Consider the following 21,301-nt stretch of genomic DNA (forward strand, 5'->3'; position numbering starts at 1 on the left):
GACCGGACGCTACCGGCGAGGTGGCGTCGACAGCCACCGAGTTCCCCCACCCCCTCTTCGACAACAAACGAAAACTTGGGTCACAGCAACCCCCCGTCTCGCATACAGTGCGAGGATGGACAGCCCTTTCTGAACGTGTTCAGAAGATCCTGGGGACGGGGGGGAAGGGCTCACGGGGAGGGGAACGTTTCATGGGCCGGGGGGTCAAGACCGCCGTCATAGGCGGGGTGTTCGCCGTGATGGTGGGTGGGGCCGGGTACGGGGCGTACAACATCGTCAACGCGGTGAGCGGGGACGAGGGGTCCGGGGCCGCGGCCGTGAAGACCGGGCCGCCCAGTGCCGGGGAGGTCAAGGACGCGTCGGCCAAGTTCTTCGCCGCGTGGGAGAAGGGCGACGGGGCGAAGGCGGCCACGTACACGAACAACGACGTGGGCGCGGAGCCGTTGTTGACCGCCTACGGCACCGACGCGCACATCACCCACGTGAAGATCACGCCGGGCGCCGCGACCGGCGCCACCGTGCCGTACTCCGTCAAGGCCACGGTGTCGTACGGGGGGAAGTCCAAGCCGCTCGCGTACAAGAGCCAACTGACCGTCGTGCGAGGGAAGACCACCGGGCGCGCGCTCGTCGACTGGCAGCCGTCCGTCCTGCATCCGCAGTTGAAGAAGGGCGACACGCTGGTCACCGGCGAGGCCGCCAACCCGCCCATCGAGGCCGTGGACCGGGACGGGACCGTCCTCACCGCCGAGAAGTATCCGTCCCTCGGGCCGATCCTCGACGAGTTGCGCGCCAAGTACGGCGACAGCGCGGGCGGTACGCCCGGGGTCGAGCTGTCGATCCATCACGACGTCGAGGGGTCCGCCGACACCTCGCTGCTCACCCTCTCCAAGGGCAAGCCCGGCGAGTTGCGGACCACGCTGAGGGCGAGCGCGCAGGCGGCGGCCGAGACCGCGGTGAAGAAGTACGCGGAGTCGTCCGTGGTGGCCGTCAAGCCGAGCACCGGCGAGGTCCTCGCGGTCGCCAACCACCGCGCGGACGGCTTCAACGCCGCGTTCCTGGGCCAGTTGGCGCCCGGCTCCACGATGAAGATCCTCACCGCGGCCACACTCATCGACAACGGCATCACGAGCATGAACGGCCCGGCGCCCTGCCCGGACGACGCGATATGGCAGAGCCAGACCTTCCACAACCTCAAGGGCATGGCCCCGAACCTGAACGCGACGCTCGCCGACAGCTTCGCCCGCTCCTGCAACACCGCGTTCATCAAGTACGCGGACGAGGTGAAGGTGGACTCGCTGACCAAGGAGGCCGAGGACCGCTTCGGGCTCGGCCGCGACAACTGGAAGAGCGGCATCCCGTCCTTCGACGGCTCGGTCCCGGCCTCCGGCGGCCCGGACACCGCGGCGAACATGATCGGCCAGGGCCAGGTCCAGATGAGCCCGCTGAACATGGCGTCGGTGACGGCGACCGCGATGACGGGCGCCTTCCGGCAGCCGATCATCGTCTCCCCCGAGCTCGACGACCGCCAACTGGCCACCGCCAAGGGCCTGTCCGCGAACACGGTCCAGCAGTTGCGCTCGATGATGAACCGCACCGCGGTCAGCGGCACCGCGGCCGGCGTGATGGCGGGCCTGGGTCCGGACTTCGGCGCGAAGACCGGTTCCGCGGAGGTCGACGGACAGTCCAAGTCGAACAGCTGGTTCACCGGCTACCGGGGCGACGTGGCGGCCGCGGCGATGACCCAGGACGGCGGCCACGGCATCGACGCGGCCGGCCCGATTGTCGCAGCTGTGCTACGGAGTGGTGGCTGAAGTCACCCGTACAGGACGGGACTCTAGGGTGGCTACCGTCGTTGAGTTGGGTGTGGGAGGGCTGGGTCCGCCGGGACCCTGAGGGGACCCTGGGGAATCAGCGGAGGATTCGGGAACTGTGGGCAACAGAAGGCGCGTCGCCGAGCGACGGAAGACCAAGCCCGCCGTGATCGGCGGGATGATCGCCGTGGTCGTCGGCGGCGCCGGTTTCGGCGTCTACGCGCTGTACGGGAGCGGGGCGGCGGCCGACGACCGGACCACCAACACGTCCTCGTCCGCCGACCACAAGGACGTCAAGACCGGTCCGCTGTCGGCGACCGAGGTCACCAGCGCGGCCACCCGTTTCCTCACCTCCTGGCAGCAGGGCAAGGTGCCGCAGGCCGCCGCCGTCACCAACGACACGACGGCCGCCACCACCCTGCTCACCGGCTACACCAAGGACGCCCACATCGAGGGCGTCACCCTCACCCCGGGCGTCCGCACCGGCGACAAGGTCCCCTTCTCCGTGAAGGGCACGGTGGCCTACAAGGGCACCAGCAAGCCGCTGGCGTACGAGAGTTCGCTGACCGTCGTGCGGAACAAGGAGGACGGCAAGCCGCTGGTCGACTGGTCCTCCGCCGTCGTCCACCCGGACCTCAAGGACGGCGACACCCTGGTCACCGGCGAGTCCGGGACCCCGCCGATCAAGGCCTACGACCGTGACGGCGGCGAGCTGACCACCGCCAAGTACCCGTCGCTGGGCCCGGTGTTGGACGGGCTGCGGGAGAAGTTCGGCAAGATCGCCGGCGGCAAGGCGGGCGTCGAGCTGGACGTGGTGCGCGGCAAGGCCTCCGAGAAGGCCAAGCTGTCCGACAAGACGCTGCTGACGCTCGCCAAGGGCACGCCGGGCTCGGTGAAGACGACGCTCAGCCCGACCCTCCAGGCCGCCGCCGAGCAGCAGGTCGCCAAGCAGGCACGGGCGTCGGCGGTCGTGATGCGTCCCTCGACCGGCGAGATCCTGGCCGTCGCCAACACCTCGCACGGCTTCAACGTCGCCTTCCAGGGCTCCCTCGCACCCGGCTCCACGATGAAGATCGTGACGTCGACGATGCTGTTCGAGAAGAACCTCGTCACGCCGAGCGCCTCGCACCCGTGCCCCAAGACGTACAAGCTCGCCGGCTGGACCTTCCACAACGACGCCGACTCCGAGATCAAGCAGGGCACGTTCAAGATGAGCTTCGGGGCGTCCTGCAACAACGCCTTCATCAACTTCGCGCCGAAGCTGTCCAACAGCGACCTGACGAAGGAGGCCCAGCAGGTCTACGGACTCGGCATGAACAACTGGGCCATCGGTGTCCCGACCTTCGACGGCGCGGTCCCGGTGCAGAGCGGCGCGCAGATGGGCGCCTCGCTGATCGGCCAGGGCGGGGTGCGGATGAACCCGCTGAACATGGCGTCGGTGGCGTCGACCGTGGCGACCGGCTCCTTCCACCAGCCGTACCTGGTCTCCCCGTCGGTCGACAACCGCACGCTGGCGAAGGCCTCGCGGACGATGTCGTCGACGACGCAGGCCGAGCTGAAGGACGTCATGCAGTACACGGCCGCGTACGGCACGGCGGCCAAGGCGATGGCGGGCCTGGGTCCCAACTACGGTGCCAAGACGGGCTCCGCGGAGGTCGACGGCCAGGAGAAGCCGAACGGCTGGTTCACCGCGTACCGCGGCGATCTCGCCGCGGCCGGCGTGGTCCAGGCGGGCGGCCACGGCGGCGACACGGCGGGACCGATCGTCGCGGCACTGCTGCGGATGGGCGGCTGAGCACCACCGAAGTCGGGGGCTCAGCTCCAACCAGGTCGAGACGGCTGAGCACCACCCAAGTCGCGGGCGTCGGTCAGCTCTTGACCGGCGCCGTCGCCATGTAGGTGCGCCGCAGGAACCTCAGCAGGGCCTTCGACTCGAACTGCACCACGGAGACGCCCTTGGCCGAGTGGAACTCGACCACCGCCTGCACCCGCCCGCACGGCCAGACGCGGACCTCACCGCTGCCGGCCGGAGCGCGCAGACCCTGTTCGAGCAGCGCGCGCGAGAAGGTCCATTCGTCCGTCCCCGGCAGATCGACCCGCACCGAACGCGGGTCCGCCTCGGGGTCGTAGCGCAGAACGACCGGAACGGTCGTGGTGTCCGGGATCTCGGCGTCCGTGACGATATGGGCTCGCGCGTACTGTTCGACTACAGACATCGGGCGGCCCCTAACACTGCGTAACCTATGTGAAAGCTGTGCGTCCGCTTCTCCTCCAATGTCGCACATTTTCCTGTTCTCGCTCCTTGACGTCGAACAACTCACATGCACGATGCAGGAACGTCTGGCTCTTGCAAAGTGTTCGCAATAAGCCTCTATTATCGAACGGTGCATGTGCCTGACGGATTCATCAACGCCCCCACCTCCGCCGTGACCGGTGTCGTCGCCGCGGGTGCCATCGCCGTGAGCCTGCGCGGCGCGCGCCGCGAGCTCGACGAACGCACCGCGCCACTGGCCGGTCTGGTGGCCGCGTTCATCTTTGCCGTACAGATGCTCAACTTCCCCGTAGCGGCCGGAACAAGCGGCCATCTGCTCGGCGGTGCGCTGGCGGCGATACTCGTCGGCCCCTACACAGGGGTCCTCTGCGTCTCCGTCGTCCTGCTCATGCAGGGCATTCTCTTCGCGGACGGCGGCCTGACGGCGCTCGGCGTGAACATCACCGACATGGCGATCGTCACAACGGTCGTCGCGTACGCGGTCTTCCGCGGACTGGTGAAGGTACTGCCCCGCAAGCGGCGCTCGATCACCGTCGCCTCCTTCGTCGCCGCGCTCCTCTCGGTCCCGGCCGCCGCGGTCGCCTTCACGCTCCTCTACTCCGTCGGCGGCACCACGGACGTCGCCATCGGCAAGGTCGCGACCGCCATGATCGGCGTGCACGTCCTGATCGGGATCGGCGAGGCGGCGATCACGGCGCTGACCGTGGGCGCGGTGATCGCCGTACGCCCCGACCTCGTGTACGGAGCGCGCGGCCTGGAGCAGAAGCTCAAGCTGCGCGTGAACGGCGCGCTCGTCGACGTACCCGCACCCGAGTCGGCGCCCGCGGCGCCCGTCGCGGCGCGCACCTCCCGGCGCGCGCTGTGGATCACCGGTCTGGTCACCTCACTCGTCCTCGCCGGGTTCGTGAGCTTCTACGCCTCCTCCAACCCCGACGGCCTGGAGAAGGTCGCCGCCGACAAGGGCATCGACAAGAAGGCCGAGGAGCACGCCTCGGCCGACTCCCCCCTCGCCGACTACGGCGTCAAGGATGTCGAGAACGCCCGCCTGTCCGGGGGGCTGGCGGGCGTTCTCGGCGTAGGTGTGACCATCGTCGCGGGCAGCGCGGTCTTCTGGGCGGTGCGCCGCCGGCGTACACCCGACGCGACTCCCACGAACACCGCAAGCACGAGCGCCTGACATGGGAGCGGGGCACGCGCACCGGCTGTACCGGCACGGGCACTCGCCCGTGCACGCGCTGCCGCCGCACACCAAGCTCGCCGCCGTCCTCGCCTTCGTGGTGGTCGTGGTCTCCACCCCGCGCGAGGCGATGTGGGCGTTCGGCCTGTACGCCGTCCTGCTGGGCGTCGTCGCGTACGTCGCGCGCGTGCCGGCCGGCTTCGTGCTGCGCCGGCTGCTGATCGAGGTGCCGTTCGTCGCGTTCGCCGTCCTGCTGCCGTTCGTGGCTGAGGGCGAGCGGGTGGACGTCCTGGGCCTGTCGTTGAGCGTCAACGGGCTGTGGGGCGCGTGGAACGTGCTGGCCAAGGGCACGCTCGGCGTGGCCGCCTCCGTCCTCCTGGCCTCCACCACCGAACTGCGCGAACTCCTGCTCGGCCTCCAGCGGTTGAGGCTCCCGCCGCTGCTCGTCCAGATCGCGTCCTTCATGATCCGCTACGGCGATGTCATCACGGACGAGATGCGGCGGATGAAGATCGCCCGCGAGTCCCGGGGTTTCGCGGCCCGGGGTGTCCAGCAGTGGGGCGTGCTCGCGAAGTCGGCGGGCGCGCTGTTCATCCGCTCCTACGAGCGCGGCGAGCGCGTGCACCTGGCGATGATCAGCCGCGGGTACGCCGGTTCGATGCCGGTCATCGACGAGGTGACCGCCTCCCGGGCGCAGTGGTCGTACGCCCTCGCGCTCCCCGTCGCGGCCCTGGCCGTCTGCGTGTTGGGATGGACCCTGTGAGTACCACCGCTTCCCCCGCTTCTCTTGAGGTCTCCGGCCTCGCCTACGCCTACCCCGACGGCCATCAGGCCCTGTTCGGCGTCGACTTCACCGTCGGACGCGGCGAACGGGTCGCGCTGCTCGGCCCGAACGGCGCCGGCAAGACGACCCTCGTCCTGCACCTCAACGGCATCCTCACGGGCGGCGCCGGGACGGTGACGGTCGCCGGACTGCCGGTCGGCAAGCGGCACATGGCGGAGATCCGGCGCCGGGTCGGCATCGTCTTCCAGGACCCCGACGACCAGCTCTTCATGCCGACGGTCCGCGAGGACGTGGCGTTCGGCCCGGCGGCGGCCGGCATGAAGGGCCCCGAACTCGAAGAACGGGTGCGTACGGCCCTGGAGTCGGTCGGCATGGCCGACTTCGCGGACCGCCCCCCGCACCACCTCTCCTTCGGCCAGCGCCGCCGGGTGGCCGTCGCGACCGTGCTCGCCATGGAGCCGGAGATCCTCGTCCTGGACGAGCCCTCCTCCAACCTCGACCCGGCCTCGCGCCGCGAACTCGCCGACATCCTGCGCTCGTTGGACGTCACGGTGCTGATGGTCACGCACGACCTGCCGTACGCCCTCGAACTGTGCCCGCGCGCGCTGATCCTGAGCGAGGGCGTCATCGCGGCCGACGGAAAAACGGCGGAGGTGCTCGCGGACGAGGACCTGATGCGGGCGCACCGCCTGGAGCTGCCGTTCGGCTTCGACCCGCGGTCGGTGGCGGCGCCCTGACCTCGGGTTACCGGCGGTTGCTACCCCCTGGTAACACCAGCTGACCTACCGGCCAGTACCTTGGGCCGGATGCACGTGTCAGCTACTACGCACACTCGCCCCGGGGGAGGCCGGCCATGACGGACGACGCGGCCGCAGTCGCCGTGGACACCCGTCCGACGAAGATCATGTACGTCGCCGAGGCGACCGCGCACGGTGGCCGGGACGGCTATGTCACCAGCCAGGACGGCCAGATCGAGCTGAAGGTCGCGATGCCGCCGGAAATGGGCGGCGACGGCAACGGCACCAACCCGGAACAGCTCTTCGCGGCCGGCTACAGCTCCTGCTTCCACAACGCGCTGGTGATGGTCGGCCGCCGCTCGGGCTTCGATCTGACCGGTTCCACGGTCGCCGCGAAGGTCGGCATCGGCCCCAACAAGCAGCGCGGCTACGGTCTCGCGGTCGCCCTCAGCGTCTCGCTCCCGGTCCTGGACCCGGACATCGCCGGGAAGCTGGTGGACGCGGCGCACGAGGTGTGCCCGTACTCGAACGCGACGCGCGGGAACATCGACGTGACGATCCTGCTTGGGTAAGTAGGAAGTACCCGCAGGCCGGAGGAGTACGGGCGTGGACGTGAACGGCGTGGTGGCCGAGGGCTTCGAGCCGGTCAGGGAGGCGTTCGCGCGGAACTTCGAGGTGCTCGGGGACCGGGGCGCGGCCGTCGTCGTCTATCGGAACGGGCACAAGGTCGTCGACCTGTGGGGCGGCACGAAGGACGTCGACGGCACCGGACCCTGGCAGCCGTCCACCGCGCAGATCGTGCGCTCGGCGACCAAGGGCGTCGCCGCCGCCGTACTCCTGCTGCTGCACCAGCGCGGAGAGCTGGACCTGGACGCGCCGGTGGGCGAGTACTGGCCGGAGTACAAGGCGGCCGGCAAGGAGCGGACGCGGGTGTGGCATCTGCTCGCGCACCGCGCCGGCGTCCCGGTCCTCGACCGTCCGCTGACCCCCGCGCAGGCCGCGGACCCGGTGCTCGGCGCCGAGGCGGTCGCGGCCCAGGCACCGGCCTGGGAGCCGGGCACGGACCACGGGTACCACGCGCAGACGTACAGCTGGCTGACGGGCGAGTTGATACGACGGATCACGGGCCGTTCGCCGGGCGAGCTGATCGCCGACGAGATCGCGGGACCGGTCGGCGCGGAGCTGTGGCTGGGGTTGCCGGAGTCGGAGACCGGGCGCGTGGGCCGGGTCGCGCAGGTGCCCCCGCCCCCGGAGCCGGCGGGTTTGAAGACGCGCCCGAAGCGAGCGGTCGCCGAGGCCTACGCGAACCCCGACTCCCTCACCACCCGCGCCTTCGCCGCGATCACCCCGCTCCCCGACGAGAACGACCCGGCGTACCGCGCCGCCATGCTCCCCGCCTCCAACGGCATCGCGACGGCGGACGGTCTGGCCCGTTTCTACGCGTCCCTGATCGGTGAAGTGGACGGCGGGAGGCGGCTGTTCACGCCGGAGACGATGGAACTGGCCCGCGCGGAACGCTCCGCGGGCCCGGACCGCGTACTCGTCGTACCCACCCGCTTCGGCCTCGGCTACATGCTGCACGGCGCGGCCTCCCCGCTCCTGTCCCCCGCCTCCTTCGGTCACCCCGGCCGGGGCGGCGCCCTCGGCTTCGCCGACCCGGACGCCGGCCTCGCGTTCGGCTATGTGACGAACGGTTTCCGGGCGAGCGTGACGGCGGATCCGCGGGCGCAGGCGTTGGTACGGGCTGTGCGGGGCGCCTTGCCGGCGTAGGCGGGGGCGGCTGTGAGAAGGGGTGCCCTGGAATGGGCGGCGGTGCGCGGGATGTTCTCCGTCCATGACGCTCAAGGACGACGACGCCCGTACGATCACCAACCCGCCCGCGCTCCACGACCCCACGCCCTTCGGCTACAGCCATGCCGTGTCGGCACCCGGTGAACTGGTCTTCATCGCCGGGCAGTACGCGTCCGACGCGACGGGGTCACCCGTGCCGGGCGACTTCGCCGCGCAGGTGGACGTGGCCTTCGAGCGACTGCGGTCGGCGCTGGCGGGAGTGGGGCTCGGCTTCGAACACGTGGTCCGGCTGGGCACGTTCATCGTGGATCACGACGTCACGAAGCTGGAGATCCTGGGCAAGGCGCTGCACACGCACTTCGGCGACCGCCTCCCCGCGCAGACCCTGAGCGGGGTCGCGTCCCTCGCGTTGCCGGGGATGCTGTTCGAGGTGGACGCGGTGGCGGTACGGGGGGTCTGAGCGGCGCGGTTACTGCTGCTTGCCGCGCGCGGCGAGTCGTTCGGCGACCTCGGTCCTGATCGTCTCGCGGAGTTCGTCGGACGTGAAGCCGAGGTCGCGCAGGATCCGCGCGGCCGGGCTCGCCTCGACGCGGATCAGGCCGAGCAGCATGTGTTCCGTGCCGACCCAGTCGTGGCCGAGGTCGGTGGCCGCGGTGCGGGCCTGCTCGATGGACTCCTTGCTCTCCGGCCGGAACGCGATGTGACCGCGCAGCGCCTTCGCCCCGGCCGGCGGCAGCGCCTCCTCGATCGCAGCGCGGACGCCCTGTTCGGACCCGACCTGCGCCACCAGCACCTCGTAGGCCAGGCCGCGCGGTTCGCCGAGCAGGCCGAGGAGGAGGTGTTCGGTGCCGATGAAGCCGTGCTTGTGCGTGCGGGCGGCCTCCTGCGCCAGCACGATGCCGTGCCGGTTGAGGTCGGTGAACCGCTCGAACGGGCCGGGGGCGTGGCGCTGTTGGGCGGCCTGCTTGGTCACCCCGATGGCGTCGCCGATCTCGGTCCAGGACGCGCCGACCTGCTTGGCCTTGCTGACGTAGTGGTCGATGAGCTGGTCACCGAGGTCGGACAGGGTCTGGGCGCGCAGTCGTGCCTCGCTGATGCGGGCCAGTTCGTCGGATTCGGGGAGTTCCTCGTCGAGACGGGCAATCAGGTCGGCGAGGCTGATGTCGAGTGGGCTCATGCGTCAACTTTAAATTGACGCTTCGGGATCGTCAACCTGTAATTGACGATTGATGGAGCTGTCGGGGCGGGGGCAGGGGGGCCGGGCGCAAATCCGGTTGTTCCCTCGATCCGCGGCGCCCTAGGGTGAGGCCACTTCGACGAGACGTTCCCCAGAAGCAGGCCGCAGGGCGGGAGCGTCCCACCTCCACGAGATGAGGTGCCGAAGGGGCGGCAGCAACTTTGTCGACCCTTCCTTTCGGAGGCTCCTTCATGAACGTCGGTATCGGCCTGCCCATCGGCGACCCCGCCGCCCTGCTGACCTGGGCGCGGCGCGCGGACGCCGGGCCCTTCACCACCGTCGGCCTGCTCGACCGTCTCGTCTACGACAACCCCGAGCCGTTGGTCGCCCTCGCCGTCCTGGCGGGCGCGACCTCCCGCGTCCGCGTCCAGACCGAGGTCCTGCTGGCCCCGCTGCGCGACACCGCGCTCCTGGCCAAGCAGGCCTCGACCCTGGACCGGATGACCGGCGGCCGCCTGGTCCTCGGCCTGGGCGTCGGCGGCCGGGAGGACGACCACCGCGCCGCCGGAACGGACCTGCGCACGCGGGGCCGGCGCCTGGACGAACAGCTGGCTGTGATGCGGAGGTTGTGGTCGGGAAAGCCGTACGAGGATGAGGACGGAACCGGCGTGGGCGTAGGCCCGATCGGTCCCGCGCCCGCCCGGCCCGGCGGCCCCGAGGTTCTCTTCGGCGGCTTCCAGCCCGCCGCGATCGAGCGCGTCGCGCGCTGGGGCGACGGTTTCCTCGCCGCGGCGGCACCCTCCTGGGCGGGCGGCCTGTTCGACACCGCACGCCGGTTCTGGAAGGAGTACGACCGCGCCGGCGAACCGCGCATCGTCGCGCAGGTCAACGTCGCGCTGGGTCCGGACGACGTGATCGACGACGCCCGCACCAACATGCACGCGTACTACGCCTTCACCGGCATGGCCGACCGCATGGTGTCCGGCATGCTCACGACCCCGACGGAGATCCGGGGGACGATCACCGCCTTCACCGACCTGGGCGCCGACGAGGTGATGCTCTACTGCTACGGCGTCGACCCCGACCAGGTGGACCGACTGGCGGACGCGCTGTGACGGCGAACCGGGCGTGACGGTGCCCGGGATGTGACGGCGACCGGGGCATGACGCTGACGGGGCGTGACCTGCGCGGCCACCTGACGCAAAGGCGCGTCACCGGTCCACGGCTGGCAGGGTGGCCAACCCCGTGTCCCGCATGATCCGTTCGACGGTCCCGGCGAGGGTGCTGTCCGCGCCGATGACGGTCTCGACCGAACCGGGCAGCAGATCGCGCGGCCGGTACCAGTCCCGCAGCTGCGCCTCGCCGACCTCGGCGGCGATCGGCTTGGTGGCGTGCCGGGCCACGGTCTCCTCGAACGGGATGTCCAGGTAGTAGCTGTGCGTCGGCCCGCGGTGGTCGGCGCACAGCCGGGCGAGCATCTCGCCGTACCGGTCGGCGTACAGGATGCCCTCCACCACGACATGGAAGCCGGCGTCGAGGGCGTAGCGCGCGGTCAGGCCGATCAGCCCGATGTTCGCGGCGCCCGGCCGGTCCCGCTCGCGCAGTACGTCCCGCCGCAGGGTGTCCTGGCCGACCAGCGCCAGGCCACGGCCGAACCGCTCCCGCAGCCCGGCGGCGACGGACGACTTGCCCGAACCGCTGTTGCCCCGCAGCACGACCAGCCGGGTCTCTTCGGTGCCCGTCATCACGGCGAGCAGGCTACCCAAACGGGGCGCCGGTGCCGCTGGATTCAGCGCGGGCGCCGTCGCCCCTGCGTTCAGCTCGCCTCGCCGGGCCCCAGACCCCTCTCGGGCCCGTCGAACGCAGGGCCCGGCGGCAGCGGTTGTGTCCCGCCCGGTCGCGTGCGCATGCCGTCCAGCAGGAGTCGCAGGTAACGGCGCCACAGGTCGGGCTCTCCGGTGCGGTCGGTGATCGACGCCACCATCAGCTGGATCATCGGCAGGTCCAGCGGCACCACGTCGGCGCGCAGCGTCCCCTGCTCCTTGGCGCGGGCGAGCAGCACATCGACCAGGGGCTTGACCCGCCGGCCGACGAGGGCGTGCCGTTGGGCGGCCTTGCCGGTGCCGAGCATGACCTCCCGCAACCCCCGGTCGTGCGCCTGGAGTTCGCACACCTTCTCCAGGCTGGACGCCAGCCCGTGCCACGGGTCGGGATCGGCGGCGGCTTCGCGGGCGGACGCCTCGACACGGTCGATCATGTCCTCGAAGACCGCGTCGACCAGCTCTTCCTTGTTCGCGAAGTGCCGGTAGGCCGTCCCCACGCCGAGCCCCGCGTGGCGGGCCACGTCGTCGAGGGTCGCGGTCAGACCCCGGTCGCGGAACACCTCACGGCCGGCGGCCAACAGGCGGCGACGGTTCAGCTCGGCGTCGCGCCGCAGCGGCGGCCTGTCGAGTCCAGCGGGCTCCGCCATGCCAGTCGTCTCGCCTTCCGGTCCGGGTGATGGCGGATTGTCCCGCGCATCGCACTGCCGAGTATAAGCGGAGATTCAATCTCCGGTTGATGGTACGGTAGCCGGAGAGAAACGGAGATGCGATCTCCGTTTCATGGTTTCGTGTCGGCGAGGAGAAGAGAAATGCTCGAAAACAGCGGGACGGCGCAGCAGCAGGCGCGGAACGCGGGGAAGTCCCGGCCGGGCTCTGGGAAGGGCTCGGGGAGAGGCTCAGGGCAGGGCTCGTGGAAGAGCTCACGGACGGGCCCGTGGAGGGGCGGCGCCGCCATCGCGGCCACCGTCGCCGTATGGCTGAGCCTGGCCGCCTGCTCCTCGGGCGGCGACAGCGCGTCCAGCGATGCGTCCGGCAGTGCGTCCAGCGCGAGTGCCCGGACGGCCGCGTGCCCCACGACCGCGGCTAGCAGTGATACCGGGACGTCCAGCGGAACGCCCAGCGCGGTGCCATCGAGCACGGGCGCCACGGGCACCACGGGCACTACGGGCGGCACCACGGGTGGCAACGCGGGAGGCATCGCCGTGGCCAAGACCATCAAGAAGTCGGACACCAGCACGAGCACCGTGATCGATCCCAAGGGTGCGCAGATCAAGTGCGCGACCTCCGGGATCACCACCACGAACGACATCACGTACTCCTCGCCGACCACGAACGGCAAGAAGAGCGACCTCAAGCTGGACATCCAGGTGCCCACGTCCACGTCGGGCAAGAAGCCGCTGGTCATCTACATGACGGGCGGCGGGTTCAGCATGGCGGACCGCACCGCCAACCTGAACCAGCGCACGTACGTGGCCGACCAGGGCTATGTCGTGGCCAGCATCCAGTACCGCACCGTCGCGAACGGCGCCACGTACAAGGACGCCGTCGCCGACGTGAAGTCCGCGATCCGCTACCTCCGCGCCAACGCCGACACGTACGACATCGACCCCGACAACGTCGCCGTATGGGGCCAGTCCGCGGGCGGCTACCTGGCCGCGATGACCGGCGTCACCAACGGGGACAAGTCCTTCGACGTGGGCGACAACCTCGACCAGAGCAGTGACGTGCAGGGCGTCGTCGACGAGTTCGGCCCGGCCGACCTGTCCACCCTCGCGGCCGACTACGACACCGCGGCCCAGAAGGCCAACTACACCGCGGGCAACACCGCCGCCCAGTGGGTCTACGGCCCCGGCACCAAGAAGTCGATCGAGGACCGTACGAGCCAGATCGCGGCGGCCGACCCGAGCACGCACATCACCTCCAAGACCGCGCCCTTCGTCCTGTTCCACGGCAGTGCGGACAACCTGGTCTCCCCCAGCCAGACCCTGAACCTGCACAACGCGCTCCGCGCCAAGGGCATCGACAGCACCCGCTACGTCCTCACCGGCGCGGGCCACGGCGACCTGTCCTTCACCGGCGACACCTCGGCCGCCCAGCCCTGGTCCACCCAGGAGACGATGGGGCACATCGTCGACTTCCTTCAGCAGAACCTCAAGTAGCCGGTCCAGGGCGTGGGCTAGCGCCGAGGCCCCAGTTCCACCCGGGCGGAGAACACGGGTTCCGTGCCCGCGCTCGGGGCGGGTTCCTCGAAGCACTCGATCAGCAGATCACCGCGCAGGTCCTCGAGTTCGCACCGGGCCTCCTCAAGGAGGGCCGTGGCCCACGCCTCCAGGGACGAGTCCACCAGCACCTTGTTCGGCACCTGGCTGAACTCCGGTCCCCCCAGCCCCTGCCACCCGGCCCACTGCTCGCTGTCGGCACGAAAGCGCAGGCGGTACCAGTAGGACTGCCAATAGGGCTTCTTCATCAGCACTCCGCTCCACCCGGGGCGCTACCCCGCCCGCAACATCAGCCCGATCCCCGCCACCAACAACACCGCGGCCGCGATACGGGACACCCCGAACCGTTCCTTGAAGAAGACGGCACCGATGGCCGCGCCGACGATGATCGACGATTCTCTCAATGCCGCGATCGGTGCCAGTTCCGCCTTTGTCTGGGCCCACAGGACCAAGCCGTACGCGGCGACGGACAAGGTCGCGCCCAGGAGGCCGAGTGCCGCGAACGGGCGTAGGACCGTGAGGAATTCGCCGCGCCAGCGCGTGGCCGCGTACGTCGGGATCGCCAAGCCCTCCAGCGCCATCAGCCACGCGATGTAGCCGAGGGAGGAGCCCGAGGCGCGGACGCCCAGGCCGTCGACGACCGTGTACGCGGCGATGGTCAGTCCCGTCGCCAGGGCCGCGCCGATCGCCGGCCAGTTGGGGCTGCTGCCGCGCAGGCCCCATACGGCGACGCCCGTCAGGCCTGTGCAGGAGAGGGCGATGCCCGCGGCGGCCCAGCCGTTGGGGACCTCGTGGGCGAAGACGGCGGCGAGGAGGGTGACCACCAGGGGTGCCGTGCCGCGGGCGATCGGGTAGGCCTGGCCGAAGTCGCCCAGCTTGAACGACCTCATCAGGAGGACGAAGTACGCGATGTGGATGACGGCGGAGACCAGGAGGTACGGCCATGCCGCGCGCGCCGGTACTGGCACGAACGGCATCATCACCAGGCCGATCAGTACCCCGCCGCCCGCGATCAGCGTGAACCCGACCAGTTTGTCGGTGATCTGGTGGGCGATGGCGTTCCAACTGGCGTGTGTGACCGCGGCCAGCAGGACGGCCGTGGCCACCACGGGGGTCACGAGTCGCGCTCGCGCACGTCCACGAGAGTCGCGCCGGCGTGGGTCACGAGGTCCTTGGGTTCCATCGGGAAGACGGTGTGCGGGTTGCCGGCCGCGGCCCACACCACGTCGTGCTCCAGCAGCGAACGGTCCGCCAGTACGCGCGTCTTCGTACGGTGTCCGAAGGGCGGTACGCCGCCGATGGCATAGCCGGTCGTCTCCCGTACGACGTCCGCCTTGGCCCGCGTGACCTTCTCGGCGCCCAGTTCCTCCCGGACGCGTTCGAGGTCCACCCTCGACGAACCGTCCATCAGCACCAGCACCGGGACGCCGTCCGCCGCGAAGATCAGGGACTTGCAGATCTCGCTCAACTCGCACCCGATCGCCGCGGCGGCCTCGGCCGCGGTGCGGGTCGCGTCCGGGAAGCGGCGTACACGGGGGAGCAGGTCCGCCAGCCCCAATTCCCGCAGTGCGTCGGCGAATCGGGGGCTGGCTCCGGAGGGTTCGTCCTCGGCGGGATTGTTCGTCGTGGTCATGAGGGCACGGTAGTGCCGGGTGCGCTCACTTTCCGAACGAAATTTCCTTCGTCTCGGCCACCGCCGCGGTGCGGCCCGGGGCCTGGTGGTACTTCCAGTACAGGTTCGTGTGCGCGACGACCTGGTCCGGCGGCGGCGCACCCCACTGGCTCAGGTCCGTCGTGGTGTGGGCGTCGCCGACGAGCGTGACGTCGTAGCCGCGTACGAAGGCTCCGTGGATCGTGGACCGGATGCAGGCGTCCGTGGACGCGCCGACCACGACCAGGTGTCCGATGCCGGCCTCCGCGAGGACGTCCTCCAGGTTCGTGTCCTCGAAGGAGTCGCCGTAGCGCTTGTGCACGAGGGCCTCCGGCTCGCGGCGAGCCAGTTCGGGCACGTACTGCCAGCCGTCGCTTCCCTGGGGCACGTTGTCGTCGGAGTGCTGGACCCAGACGACCGGCGTGGCTTGCTCCCGTGCCCTGTCGACGAGTCCGGCGATATTGGCGATGACCGCGTCACGCTCGTACGCGTCGGCCACGACGGCGATCTGCACGTCGATCAACAGCAGAGCGGTGTTTGGACGTTCGGGCAGAGTGGTCACAGCTGCTCCAGGAAGTCGGTCCAGGTGGCGGGGGCGATGGTGAGGTGAGCGGTCTGGGGTGACTTTGAGTCGCGGATGTGGATCGTGGTGGGGGTAGCGGCCACCTCGACGCAATCGCCGGGCTCAGGGCCACTGCTGTGGCTGCTCTTGAACCAGTTGAGTTCCGGCGTACTCATAGTGCTCCCAGCGCCTGCTCGATGAAGGCCAGCGACTCCCTCGGGGGGAGAGCCTGGGCCCGGATCATTCCATAGCGCAACTCAAGGATACGGAGATCCCTGGGGTTGGACACCGGGCGCCCGTTGAACGCGCCTTCGGAACGTCCGATCGCCGTTCCGTCGAGGAATTTGAGCACCTCCATCTGCCCGTGCATCCCAGCGTGTTCCTCTCGGTCGGTCGGCATGACCTGCAATGCGACGTTCCTCAACCTCCCTACATCTAGCAGGTGTTCGAGCTGTCGGCGCAAGACGTTTTTGCCACCCAGAGGGCGTTCCAGCGTCACCTGCTCCTGGATGAAGCAGAGCGCCGGGGCGGGCTCCTTCTCGAAGACGGACTTACGGGCCATGCGCGCCGCGACCTCGCGCTCGATGACGTCCACGGCGAGAGCCGGTTGCCGGTTCTCGAACATGGCCGTCCCGTACTCGGGCGTCTGGAGCAGGCCGTGGATGTGATGGTTGCTGTACAGCAGCATCTCCACCGCCCGGTCCTCCATCTCCTTCAGCTCCCGCACCTTCTTCGGGTACCGGGCCTTCTGCATGTCCTCCATGAACGCCCTCAGATGCCCCTGCGCGCCCAGCAGTTGATCCGCCCGGTCCAGGAACTCCGGCCTCGGAATCCGTACTCCCCGCTCGATCTTCCGGATCATGTCCTCGCCGTAGCCCATCGCCTCCGCGAGGTCGGCCACCCGCATTCCCGACGCCTCCCGGAAAACCCTGAGCATCCGACCGACCGCCTGGACCAGCGGCTCGATCTCGTCCCCCGGTTCGACATCCCAACCGGCCTCGTCCGCAACCTCGTTCATGCCCCACCTCCATCGCGCACCCGTACCCGTACAACCCCCGAGACTGACGAGACAGCGCAGGACAAAGCCGAGACAGTCACGCTACGTACCGGCACCGCCACTCACTCAGAGAAGCAAACGCGGCCACTCTGAGTGACATGAATCAAGAAATCACCATCCGCAACTTCTCCGTCCCCCTCTCCCCCACCCCCCGAGGCGCCCGCCTCGCCCGGCTCCTCGCCGCCGAACAACTCCGCGCCTGGGAAATCCCGTCGGAGACCGCGGCGCAGATCGTCGCCGAGCTGGCCGCCAACGCGGTGACGCACGGTCGCGTACCGGGACGGGACTTCCGCCTGACTCTGTACGTCGTCGGCAACACCCTCCGTATCGAGGTCACCGACACCCGGGCCGACGCCCTCCCCCACCTCGCCTCAACCACCCTCAACGCCGAGTCCGGCAGAGGTCTCGTCCTGGTGGACGCCCTGGCGGATCGATGGGGCGTGGCCATGGGGCCGTATCCACGGAAGACCGTGTGGGCCGAGGTGAATACTGACCCGCACTGATCACCTCGTACTTCTGGAGCCGCCGATGCCGTGGCGGCCGCGCCGGTCGTCGGTTCAGGTATCGGGGGGCGACGGTCCGAGATGGAGGTCGCCGGAACTCCCGTATTCGTGAAGCGAGTTCCCCTGACGGACCTCGAACTCGGGCCGGTGCACGTGCGGTCAACCACCAACCTCTTCGGGCTGCCCACCTTCCACCAGTACGGCATCGGGTCGGCCGGCTTCGGCTCCTGGCCCGAACTCGCCACGCACCTCACCGCGCCGGTTTCCCGCTGCTCCACCACTGGCGGGTGCTGCCCGATCAGCCGCCCACCGACTTCGCGGACGCGTTCGGCGGGGTCGAGGGAACCGTCGCCCACTGGGAAGGGTCCGACGCGGTGCGCCGCCGGCTCGAAGCCATCGGGCGCGCCCACTTCAGTCTCGTACTGTTCCTGGAACACCTGCCCCGCACGCTCGCGGACCGGCTCGCGGAAGTCCCCGACCACCGCTGGGCGGCGGACGCCCTGTCGCGGGGGACGGAGTTCATGAGCTCACGCGGGTTCGTGCACTTCGACGCGCACTTCGCCAATCTGCTCACCGACGACCGGCGGATCTACTTCGCCGATTTCGGGCTCGCGCTCAGTCGCGACTTCGAACTCTCCGCGGAGGAGGCCGAGTTCCTCGACGACCACCTCGTCTACGACCGCAGTTACGCGCCCAACCATCTGCTGCGCCACCACGTGCCGGAGGCTGTGCGGGGCGGGAAGGAGCACGGGGTCTTTCTGCGCGAGTGGGCCTCGGGGCGGCCACCGACCGGCGGCACCGTCCCTCCGGACATCGCCGCCCTCCTCGACCGCCACGCCCCGCACGCCCTCGTCCTCGACGACTTCCACCGCCGGCTGCTCACGGAGAGCAAGCGGACGCCCTTCCCTGCGGCCGAGATCCGTCAGGCCCTGGAGGTCCGCCCCGCTCACACCCACTCCGCCTCCGCCTCCGCCCGCTGACGGCGCCCCGCGATCAGTCCGCCCGCCGCGCCCAGCGACACCAGGCCCATCATCGCGGCGGCCAGGATCCCCTTGATGCCGTCCATCGTGAAGTACAGGGCGACCGCGGTACCGCCGTTGAAGAGGAACAGGAACCAGAGGGTGCCGGGGCGGGACAGGAACGCCTTGATCCTCGGCTTCTTCGCGATGCGTGAGCCGGCGAGGAGCGCGACCACCGCTCCGGCGGCCGTGGCGATGTTCTTGCCGTTGCCGTCGAGGACCGTACCCGCGGCCGTGCTGGCAGCGAGGCCGCCGACGAAGCAGCTCCACAGGACGAGGTCGGCGACGAACTTCTTGACGGCGGCGAGCGGAGAACGGGAAGAACGCATCGGAGGGCCTTTCTGACCAGGGATGACATGGAGTTCCGGATCTCTTCGATCCGTTGTCCACGATCCCGTCCGGCGCCTCCCGCAACGAGGGAGCGGCCTCCCGAACCCGGGGTGTAGCGCACTACACCCCGAAGCCCGGAAGGCCGCTCATCGCCAGGTCGGTCAGGCCCGGACCAGCTCCTTCTTCTCGTCCGGATCCGCCTTCGCGTCCGCGTCGGACAGCGCCTTCAGGCCCTCGCCCTCCACGTCCACGTTCGGCAGTGCCCGGTCCAGCCACTTCGGCAGCCACCAGGCCCGCTTCCCGAGCAGCGCGAGGACCGCCGGCACGATCGCCATCCGCACGATGAACGCGTCGAAGAAGACCGCGATCGCGAGGCCGAAGCCGATCATCTTGATCATGGACTCGCTGGAGCCGATGAAGCCCGCGAAGACCGCCATCATGATCACCGCCGCGGCCGTGACGACCCGCGCGCCGTGCTTGAAGCCGGTGACGACGGCCTGGCTCGCCTTCTCGCCGTGGACGTAGGCCTCTCGCATGCGGGTCACGAGGAAGACCTCGTAGTCCATCGCGAGGCCGAAGACCACGCCGACCATGAAGATCGGCATCATCGACATGACCGGGCCGGTCTCCTCCACGCCCAGCAGGCTCGCGAACCAGCCCCACTGGAAGACCGCGACCACCGCGCCGAGCGCCGCCATGACGGAGAGCAGGAAGCCGAGGGCCGCCTTCAGCGGGACCAGGATCGAGCGGAAGACCACGATCAGCAGGAGGAAGGCGAGGCCGACCACCAGGATCAGATACGGGATCAGCGCGTCGTTCAGCTTCTGCGAGACGTCGATGTTCATCGCCGTCGTGCCGGTGACCAGCACCGTCGCGTCGGTGTCGGCCTTGATGTCGGCGCCCGCGTCACGGATGGAGTGCACCAGGTCCTCGGTCGTCACCGACGAGGGCTTGGAGTCGGGGACGACGGTGATCGTCGCCGTGTCGCCGGCCTTGTTGAAGTTCGCCGGGCTGACCGACTGGACGTCTCCCAGGCCCTTGATGCGGTCGCGGACCTCGGTCACCGCCGCCTTGGGAGCGTCGCTGTCCTTGGCGTCGACCGCGATCATCAGGGGGCCGTTGAAGCCGGGGCCGAAGCCGTCCGAGAGAAGGTCGTAGGCCCGTCGCTGGGTGGTGGACGTCGGCTGGGAGCCGTCGTCGCCCAGGCCCAGTTCGAGGGAGCTCGCCGGGATGGCCGCGGCGCCGAGGCCGACCACGCCGAGCAGCAGCACGGCGATCGGACGGCGTACGACGAAGCTCGCCCAGCGTGTGCCCATGTTCGGCTTGTCGGCCTTCTTGGCCGCGCGCGCCCCGCCCAGGAACCTGCTCTTCTGACCGGCCGGCTTGATCTTGCGGCCCGCGTAGCCGAGCAGCGCCGGGATCATGGTCAGCGCGATGAAGACCGCGATGGCGACGGTGCCGGCGGCCGCTACGCCCATCTTCGTCAGCATCGGGATGTTGACGACCGACAGGCCGACCAGTGCGATGACCACCGTCAGACCGGCGAAGACCACCGCGGAGCCCGCCGTGCCCACCGCTCTGCCGGCCGCTTCCTCGCGATCTCTGCCGTCGGCCAGTTCGGCTCGATAGCGGGAGACGACGAACAGGGCGTAGTCGATGCCGACCGCGAGGCCGATCATCATCGCGAGGGTGGAGGTCGTCGAGCCGAGGTCCAGTGCGCTGGCCAGGCCGGTGATCGCCGAGACACCGATGCCCACGCCGATGAGGGCGGTCAGCAGCGGGAGTCCGGCCGCTATCAGCGAGCCGAAGGTGATGACCAGGACGACGGCCGCGACCGCGATGCCGATGATCTCGGTGGATCCGGTCTCGGGCGTGGTCTGGAGGGCGTCACCGCCGACCTCGACGGTCAGCCCGGCGTCCTGCGCCTGCTTGGCGGTGTCCTCCAGGGCGTCCCGCGAGGAGTCCTTGAGCTCCATGCCGGAGACCTTGTAGCTCACCGACGCGTAGGCGATCGTGCCGTTCTTGCTGACGGCGTTCGACTTGAACGGGTCGGCGACGGAGGTGACCTCCGAGCCGTCGGCCAGGTCGTCGACGGCCTTCGTCACGATCGCCTTGTTGGCGGAGTCGGAGATCTTCTCGCCGGCCGGCGCCTTGAAGACGACGCGTGCGGTCGCGCCGTCGGCACTGGTGCCGGGGAAGCGCTGTTCCAGCAGGTCGAAGGCCTTCTGGGCCTCCGTGCCCGGGACGGAGAAGGAGGTCGTCCCCGCGGCCGGGGCGCTGGCCGCGCCCACTCCCACGAGGGTCAGCAGTGCCACCCAGAACAGGGCGACGAAGTGCCGTCGCCTGAAGGCGAACCGGCCGAGTCTGTAGAGGATCGTGGCCACGAGG

General features: G+C 69.9%; 24 protein-coding genes and 1 pseudogene. 12 read left to right on the forward strand and 13 right to left on the reverse strand.

Features of this window, described 5'->3' with window-relative positions; all coding sequences use genetic code 11:
- Positions 1–191 precede the first annotated feature (191 nt).
- Together ACWD5F_RS14780 and ACWD5F_RS14785 are read left to right on the forward strand one after the other, a co-directional pair.
- A complete protein-coding gene (locus ACWD5F_RS14780) occupies positions 192–1,811 on the forward strand; it encodes a penicillin-binding transpeptidase domain-containing protein (RefSeq protein ID WP_451254352.1) in 1,620 nt (539 codons plus the stop codon).
- Between the two features lie 118 nt (positions 1,812–1,929).
- Positions 1,930–3,606 (forward strand): penicillin-binding transpeptidase domain-containing protein, encoded by a 1,677-nt coding sequence (locus ACWD5F_RS14785; RefSeq protein WP_451254354.1) that lies wholly within the window; start codon positions 1,930–1,932, stop codon positions 3,604–3,606.
- 73 nt (positions 3,607–3,679) lie between these two features.
- Here ACWD5F_RS14785 and ACWD5F_RS14790 read toward each other — a convergent pair whose 3' ends face one another.
- Positions 3,680–4,027, reverse strand: coding sequence for an SsgA family sporulation/cell division regulator (locus ACWD5F_RS14790; protein WP_451254356.1), 348 nt, complete (start codon positions 4,025–4,027; stop codon positions 3,680–3,682).
- 168 nt (positions 4,028–4,195) lie between these two features.
- Here ACWD5F_RS14790 and ACWD5F_RS14795 point away from each other — a divergent pair, with 168 nt between their 5' ends.
- The 6 genes from ACWD5F_RS14795 to ACWD5F_RS14820 all read left to right on the forward strand — a co-directional run bounded on the left by ACWD5F_RS14795 (position 4,196) and on the right by ACWD5F_RS14820 (position 9,032).
- Positions 4,196–5,260 (forward strand): energy-coupling factor ABC transporter permease, encoded by a 1,065-nt coding sequence (locus ACWD5F_RS14795; protein WP_451254358.1) that lies wholly within the window; start codon positions 4,196–4,198, stop codon positions 5,258–5,260.
- Between the two features lies 1 nt (position 5,261).
- Positions 5,262–6,023 carry a cobalt ECF transporter T component CbiQ gene (gene cbiQ / locus ACWD5F_RS14800; RefSeq protein WP_451254360.1) on the forward strand — a complete coding sequence of 254 codons (762 nt, stop codon included), beginning with the start codon at positions 5,262–5,264 and terminating at the stop codon, positions 6,021–6,023.
- Entirely contained in the window at positions 6,011–6,781 is a 771-nt protein-coding gene (locus tag ACWD5F_RS14805; RefSeq protein ID WP_451254362.1) for an energy-coupling factor ABC transporter ATP-binding protein, read from the forward strand. The genes cbiQ and ACWD5F_RS14805 overlap by 13 nt, the downstream gene beginning before the upstream one ends.
- Positions 6,782–6,897: 116 nt before the next feature.
- Positions 6,898–7,353: an organic hydroperoxide resistance protein gene (locus ACWD5F_RS14810; RefSeq protein ID WP_451254364.1), complete on the forward strand. Its 456-nt coding sequence runs from the start codon at positions 6,898–6,900 to the stop codon at positions 7,351–7,353.
- A gap of 34 nt (positions 7,354–7,387) precedes the next feature.
- The gene (locus tag ACWD5F_RS14815) at positions 7,388–8,551 is read left to right on the forward strand and encodes a serine hydrolase domain-containing protein (protein WP_451254365.1); all 1,164 of its coding nucleotides are present in this window, start codon (positions 7,388–7,390) and stop codon (positions 8,549–8,551) included.
- Positions 8,552–8,615: 64 nt separating this feature from the next.
- Positions 8,616–9,032, forward strand: coding sequence for a RidA family protein (locus ACWD5F_RS14820; RefSeq protein ID WP_451254367.1), 417 nt, complete (start codon positions 8,616–8,618; stop codon positions 9,030–9,032).
- A 9-nt stretch (positions 9,033–9,041) separates the two neighbouring features.
- Here ACWD5F_RS14820 and ACWD5F_RS14825 read toward each other — a convergent pair whose 3' ends face one another.
- A complete protein-coding gene (locus tag ACWD5F_RS14825) occupies positions 9,042–9,749 on the reverse strand; it encodes a Clp protease N-terminal domain-containing protein (protein ID WP_451254369.1) in 708 nt (235 codons plus the stop codon).
- Between the two features lie 251 nt (positions 9,750–10,000).
- Between ACWD5F_RS14825 and ACWD5F_RS14830 the strand changes: the two genes are divergently transcribed.
- Positions 10,001–10,864, forward strand: coding sequence for an LLM class flavin-dependent oxidoreductase (locus tag ACWD5F_RS14830; RefSeq protein WP_451254371.1), 864 nt, complete (start codon positions 10,001–10,003; stop codon positions 10,862–10,864).
- A gap of 96 nt (positions 10,865–10,960) precedes the next feature.
- Here the strand turns inward: ACWD5F_RS14830 and ACWD5F_RS14835 are convergent, their stop codons facing one another.
- From ACWD5F_RS14835 to ACWD5F_RS14845, 3 genes are all read right to left on the reverse strand, one after another.
- On the reverse strand, positions 10,961–11,494 hold the full coding sequence (locus tag ACWD5F_RS14835) for a kinase (RefSeq protein ID WP_451254373.1): 534 nt from the start codon (positions 11,492–11,494) through the stop codon (positions 10,961–10,963).
- Between the two features lie 71 nt (positions 11,495–11,565).
- The gene (locus tag ACWD5F_RS14840) at positions 11,566–12,219 is read right to left on the reverse strand and encodes a TetR/AcrR family transcriptional regulator (protein WP_451254374.1); all 654 of its coding nucleotides are present in this window, start codon (positions 12,217–12,219) and stop codon (positions 11,566–11,568) included.
- A gap of 131 nt (positions 12,220–12,350) precedes the next feature.
- Positions 12,351–12,710: a hypothetical protein gene (locus ACWD5F_RS14845; protein ID WP_451254376.1), complete on the reverse strand. Its 360-nt coding sequence runs from the start codon at positions 12,708–12,710 to the stop codon at positions 12,351–12,353.
- Here ACWD5F_RS14845 and ACWD5F_RS14850 point away from each other — a divergent pair.
- Positions 12,697–13,731, forward strand: coding sequence for a prolyl oligopeptidase family serine peptidase (locus tag ACWD5F_RS14850; RefSeq protein WP_451254378.1), 1,035 nt, complete (start codon positions 12,697–12,699; stop codon positions 13,729–13,731). The genes ACWD5F_RS14845 and ACWD5F_RS14850 overlap by 14 nt on opposite strands.
- A 17-nt stretch (positions 13,732–13,748) precedes the next feature.
- Here ACWD5F_RS14850 and ACWD5F_RS14855 read toward each other — a convergent pair whose 3' ends face one another.
- The 6 genes from ACWD5F_RS14855 to ACWD5F_RS14880 are packed head-to-tail and all read right to left on the reverse strand — an operon-like array spanning position 13,749 to position 17,022.
- Positions 13,749–14,039: a hypothetical protein gene (locus ACWD5F_RS14855; protein WP_451254380.1), complete on the reverse strand. Its 291-nt coding sequence runs from the start codon at positions 14,037–14,039 to the stop codon at positions 13,749–13,751.
- A gap of 24 nt (positions 14,040–14,063) precedes the next feature.
- A complete protein-coding gene (locus ACWD5F_RS14860) occupies positions 14,064–14,909 on the reverse strand; it encodes an EamA family transporter (protein WP_451254381.1) in 846 nt (281 codons plus the stop codon).
- Positions 14,906–15,424 (reverse strand): YbaK/EbsC family protein, encoded by a 519-nt coding sequence (locus ACWD5F_RS14865; protein WP_451254383.1) that lies wholly within the window; start codon positions 15,422–15,424, stop codon positions 14,906–14,908. Before ACWD5F_RS14865 ends, ACWD5F_RS14860 begins: the two co-directional genes overlap by 4 nt.
- A 25-nt stretch (positions 15,425–15,449) precedes the next feature.
- Positions 15,450–16,004: a cysteine hydrolase family protein gene (locus ACWD5F_RS14870; protein WP_451254385.1), complete on the reverse strand. Its 555-nt coding sequence runs from the start codon at positions 16,002–16,004 to the stop codon at positions 15,450–15,452.
- Positions 16,001–16,180, reverse strand: coding sequence for a DUF397 domain-containing protein (locus tag ACWD5F_RS14875; protein ID WP_451254387.1), 180 nt, complete (start codon positions 16,178–16,180; stop codon positions 16,001–16,003). Before ACWD5F_RS14875 ends, ACWD5F_RS14870 begins: the two co-directional genes overlap by 4 nt.
- Positions 16,177–17,022, reverse strand: coding sequence for a helix-turn-helix domain-containing protein (locus ACWD5F_RS14880; protein ID WP_451254389.1), 846 nt, complete (start codon positions 17,020–17,022; stop codon positions 16,177–16,179). Before ACWD5F_RS14880 ends, ACWD5F_RS14875 begins: the two co-directional genes overlap by 4 nt.
- 137 nt (positions 17,023–17,159) lie before the next feature.
- On the opposite strand from ACWD5F_RS14880, the gene ACWD5F_RS14885 reads away from it, so the two are divergent.
- Positions 17,160–17,564: an ATP-binding protein gene (locus ACWD5F_RS14885; protein WP_451254391.1), complete on the forward strand. Its 405-nt coding sequence runs from the start codon at positions 17,160–17,162 to the stop codon at positions 17,562–17,564.
- Between the two features lie 24 nt (positions 17,565–17,588).
- Positions 17,589–18,544 (forward strand): annotated as a pseudogene (locus ACWD5F_RS14890) (protein kinase family protein); the annotation flags it as partial.
- Here ACWD5F_RS14890 and ACWD5F_RS14895 read toward each other — a convergent pair.
- Both ACWD5F_RS14895 and ACWD5F_RS14900 read right to left on the reverse strand, forming a co-directional pair.
- Positions 18,511–18,912, reverse strand: coding sequence for a hypothetical protein (locus ACWD5F_RS14895; protein ID WP_451254393.1), 402 nt, complete (start codon positions 18,910–18,912; stop codon positions 18,511–18,513). The pseudogene ACWD5F_RS14890 and the gene ACWD5F_RS14895 overlap by 34 nt on opposite strands.
- Positions 18,913–19,074: 162 nt before the next feature.
- Positions 19,075–21,297, reverse strand: coding sequence for an MMPL family transporter (locus ACWD5F_RS14900; RefSeq protein ID WP_451254394.1), 2,223 nt, complete (start codon positions 21,295–21,297; stop codon positions 19,075–19,077).
- Positions 21,298–21,301: the final 4 nt, after the last annotated feature.

The sequence above is a fragment of the Streptomyces sp. NPDC002499 genome (assembly GCF_053595415.1).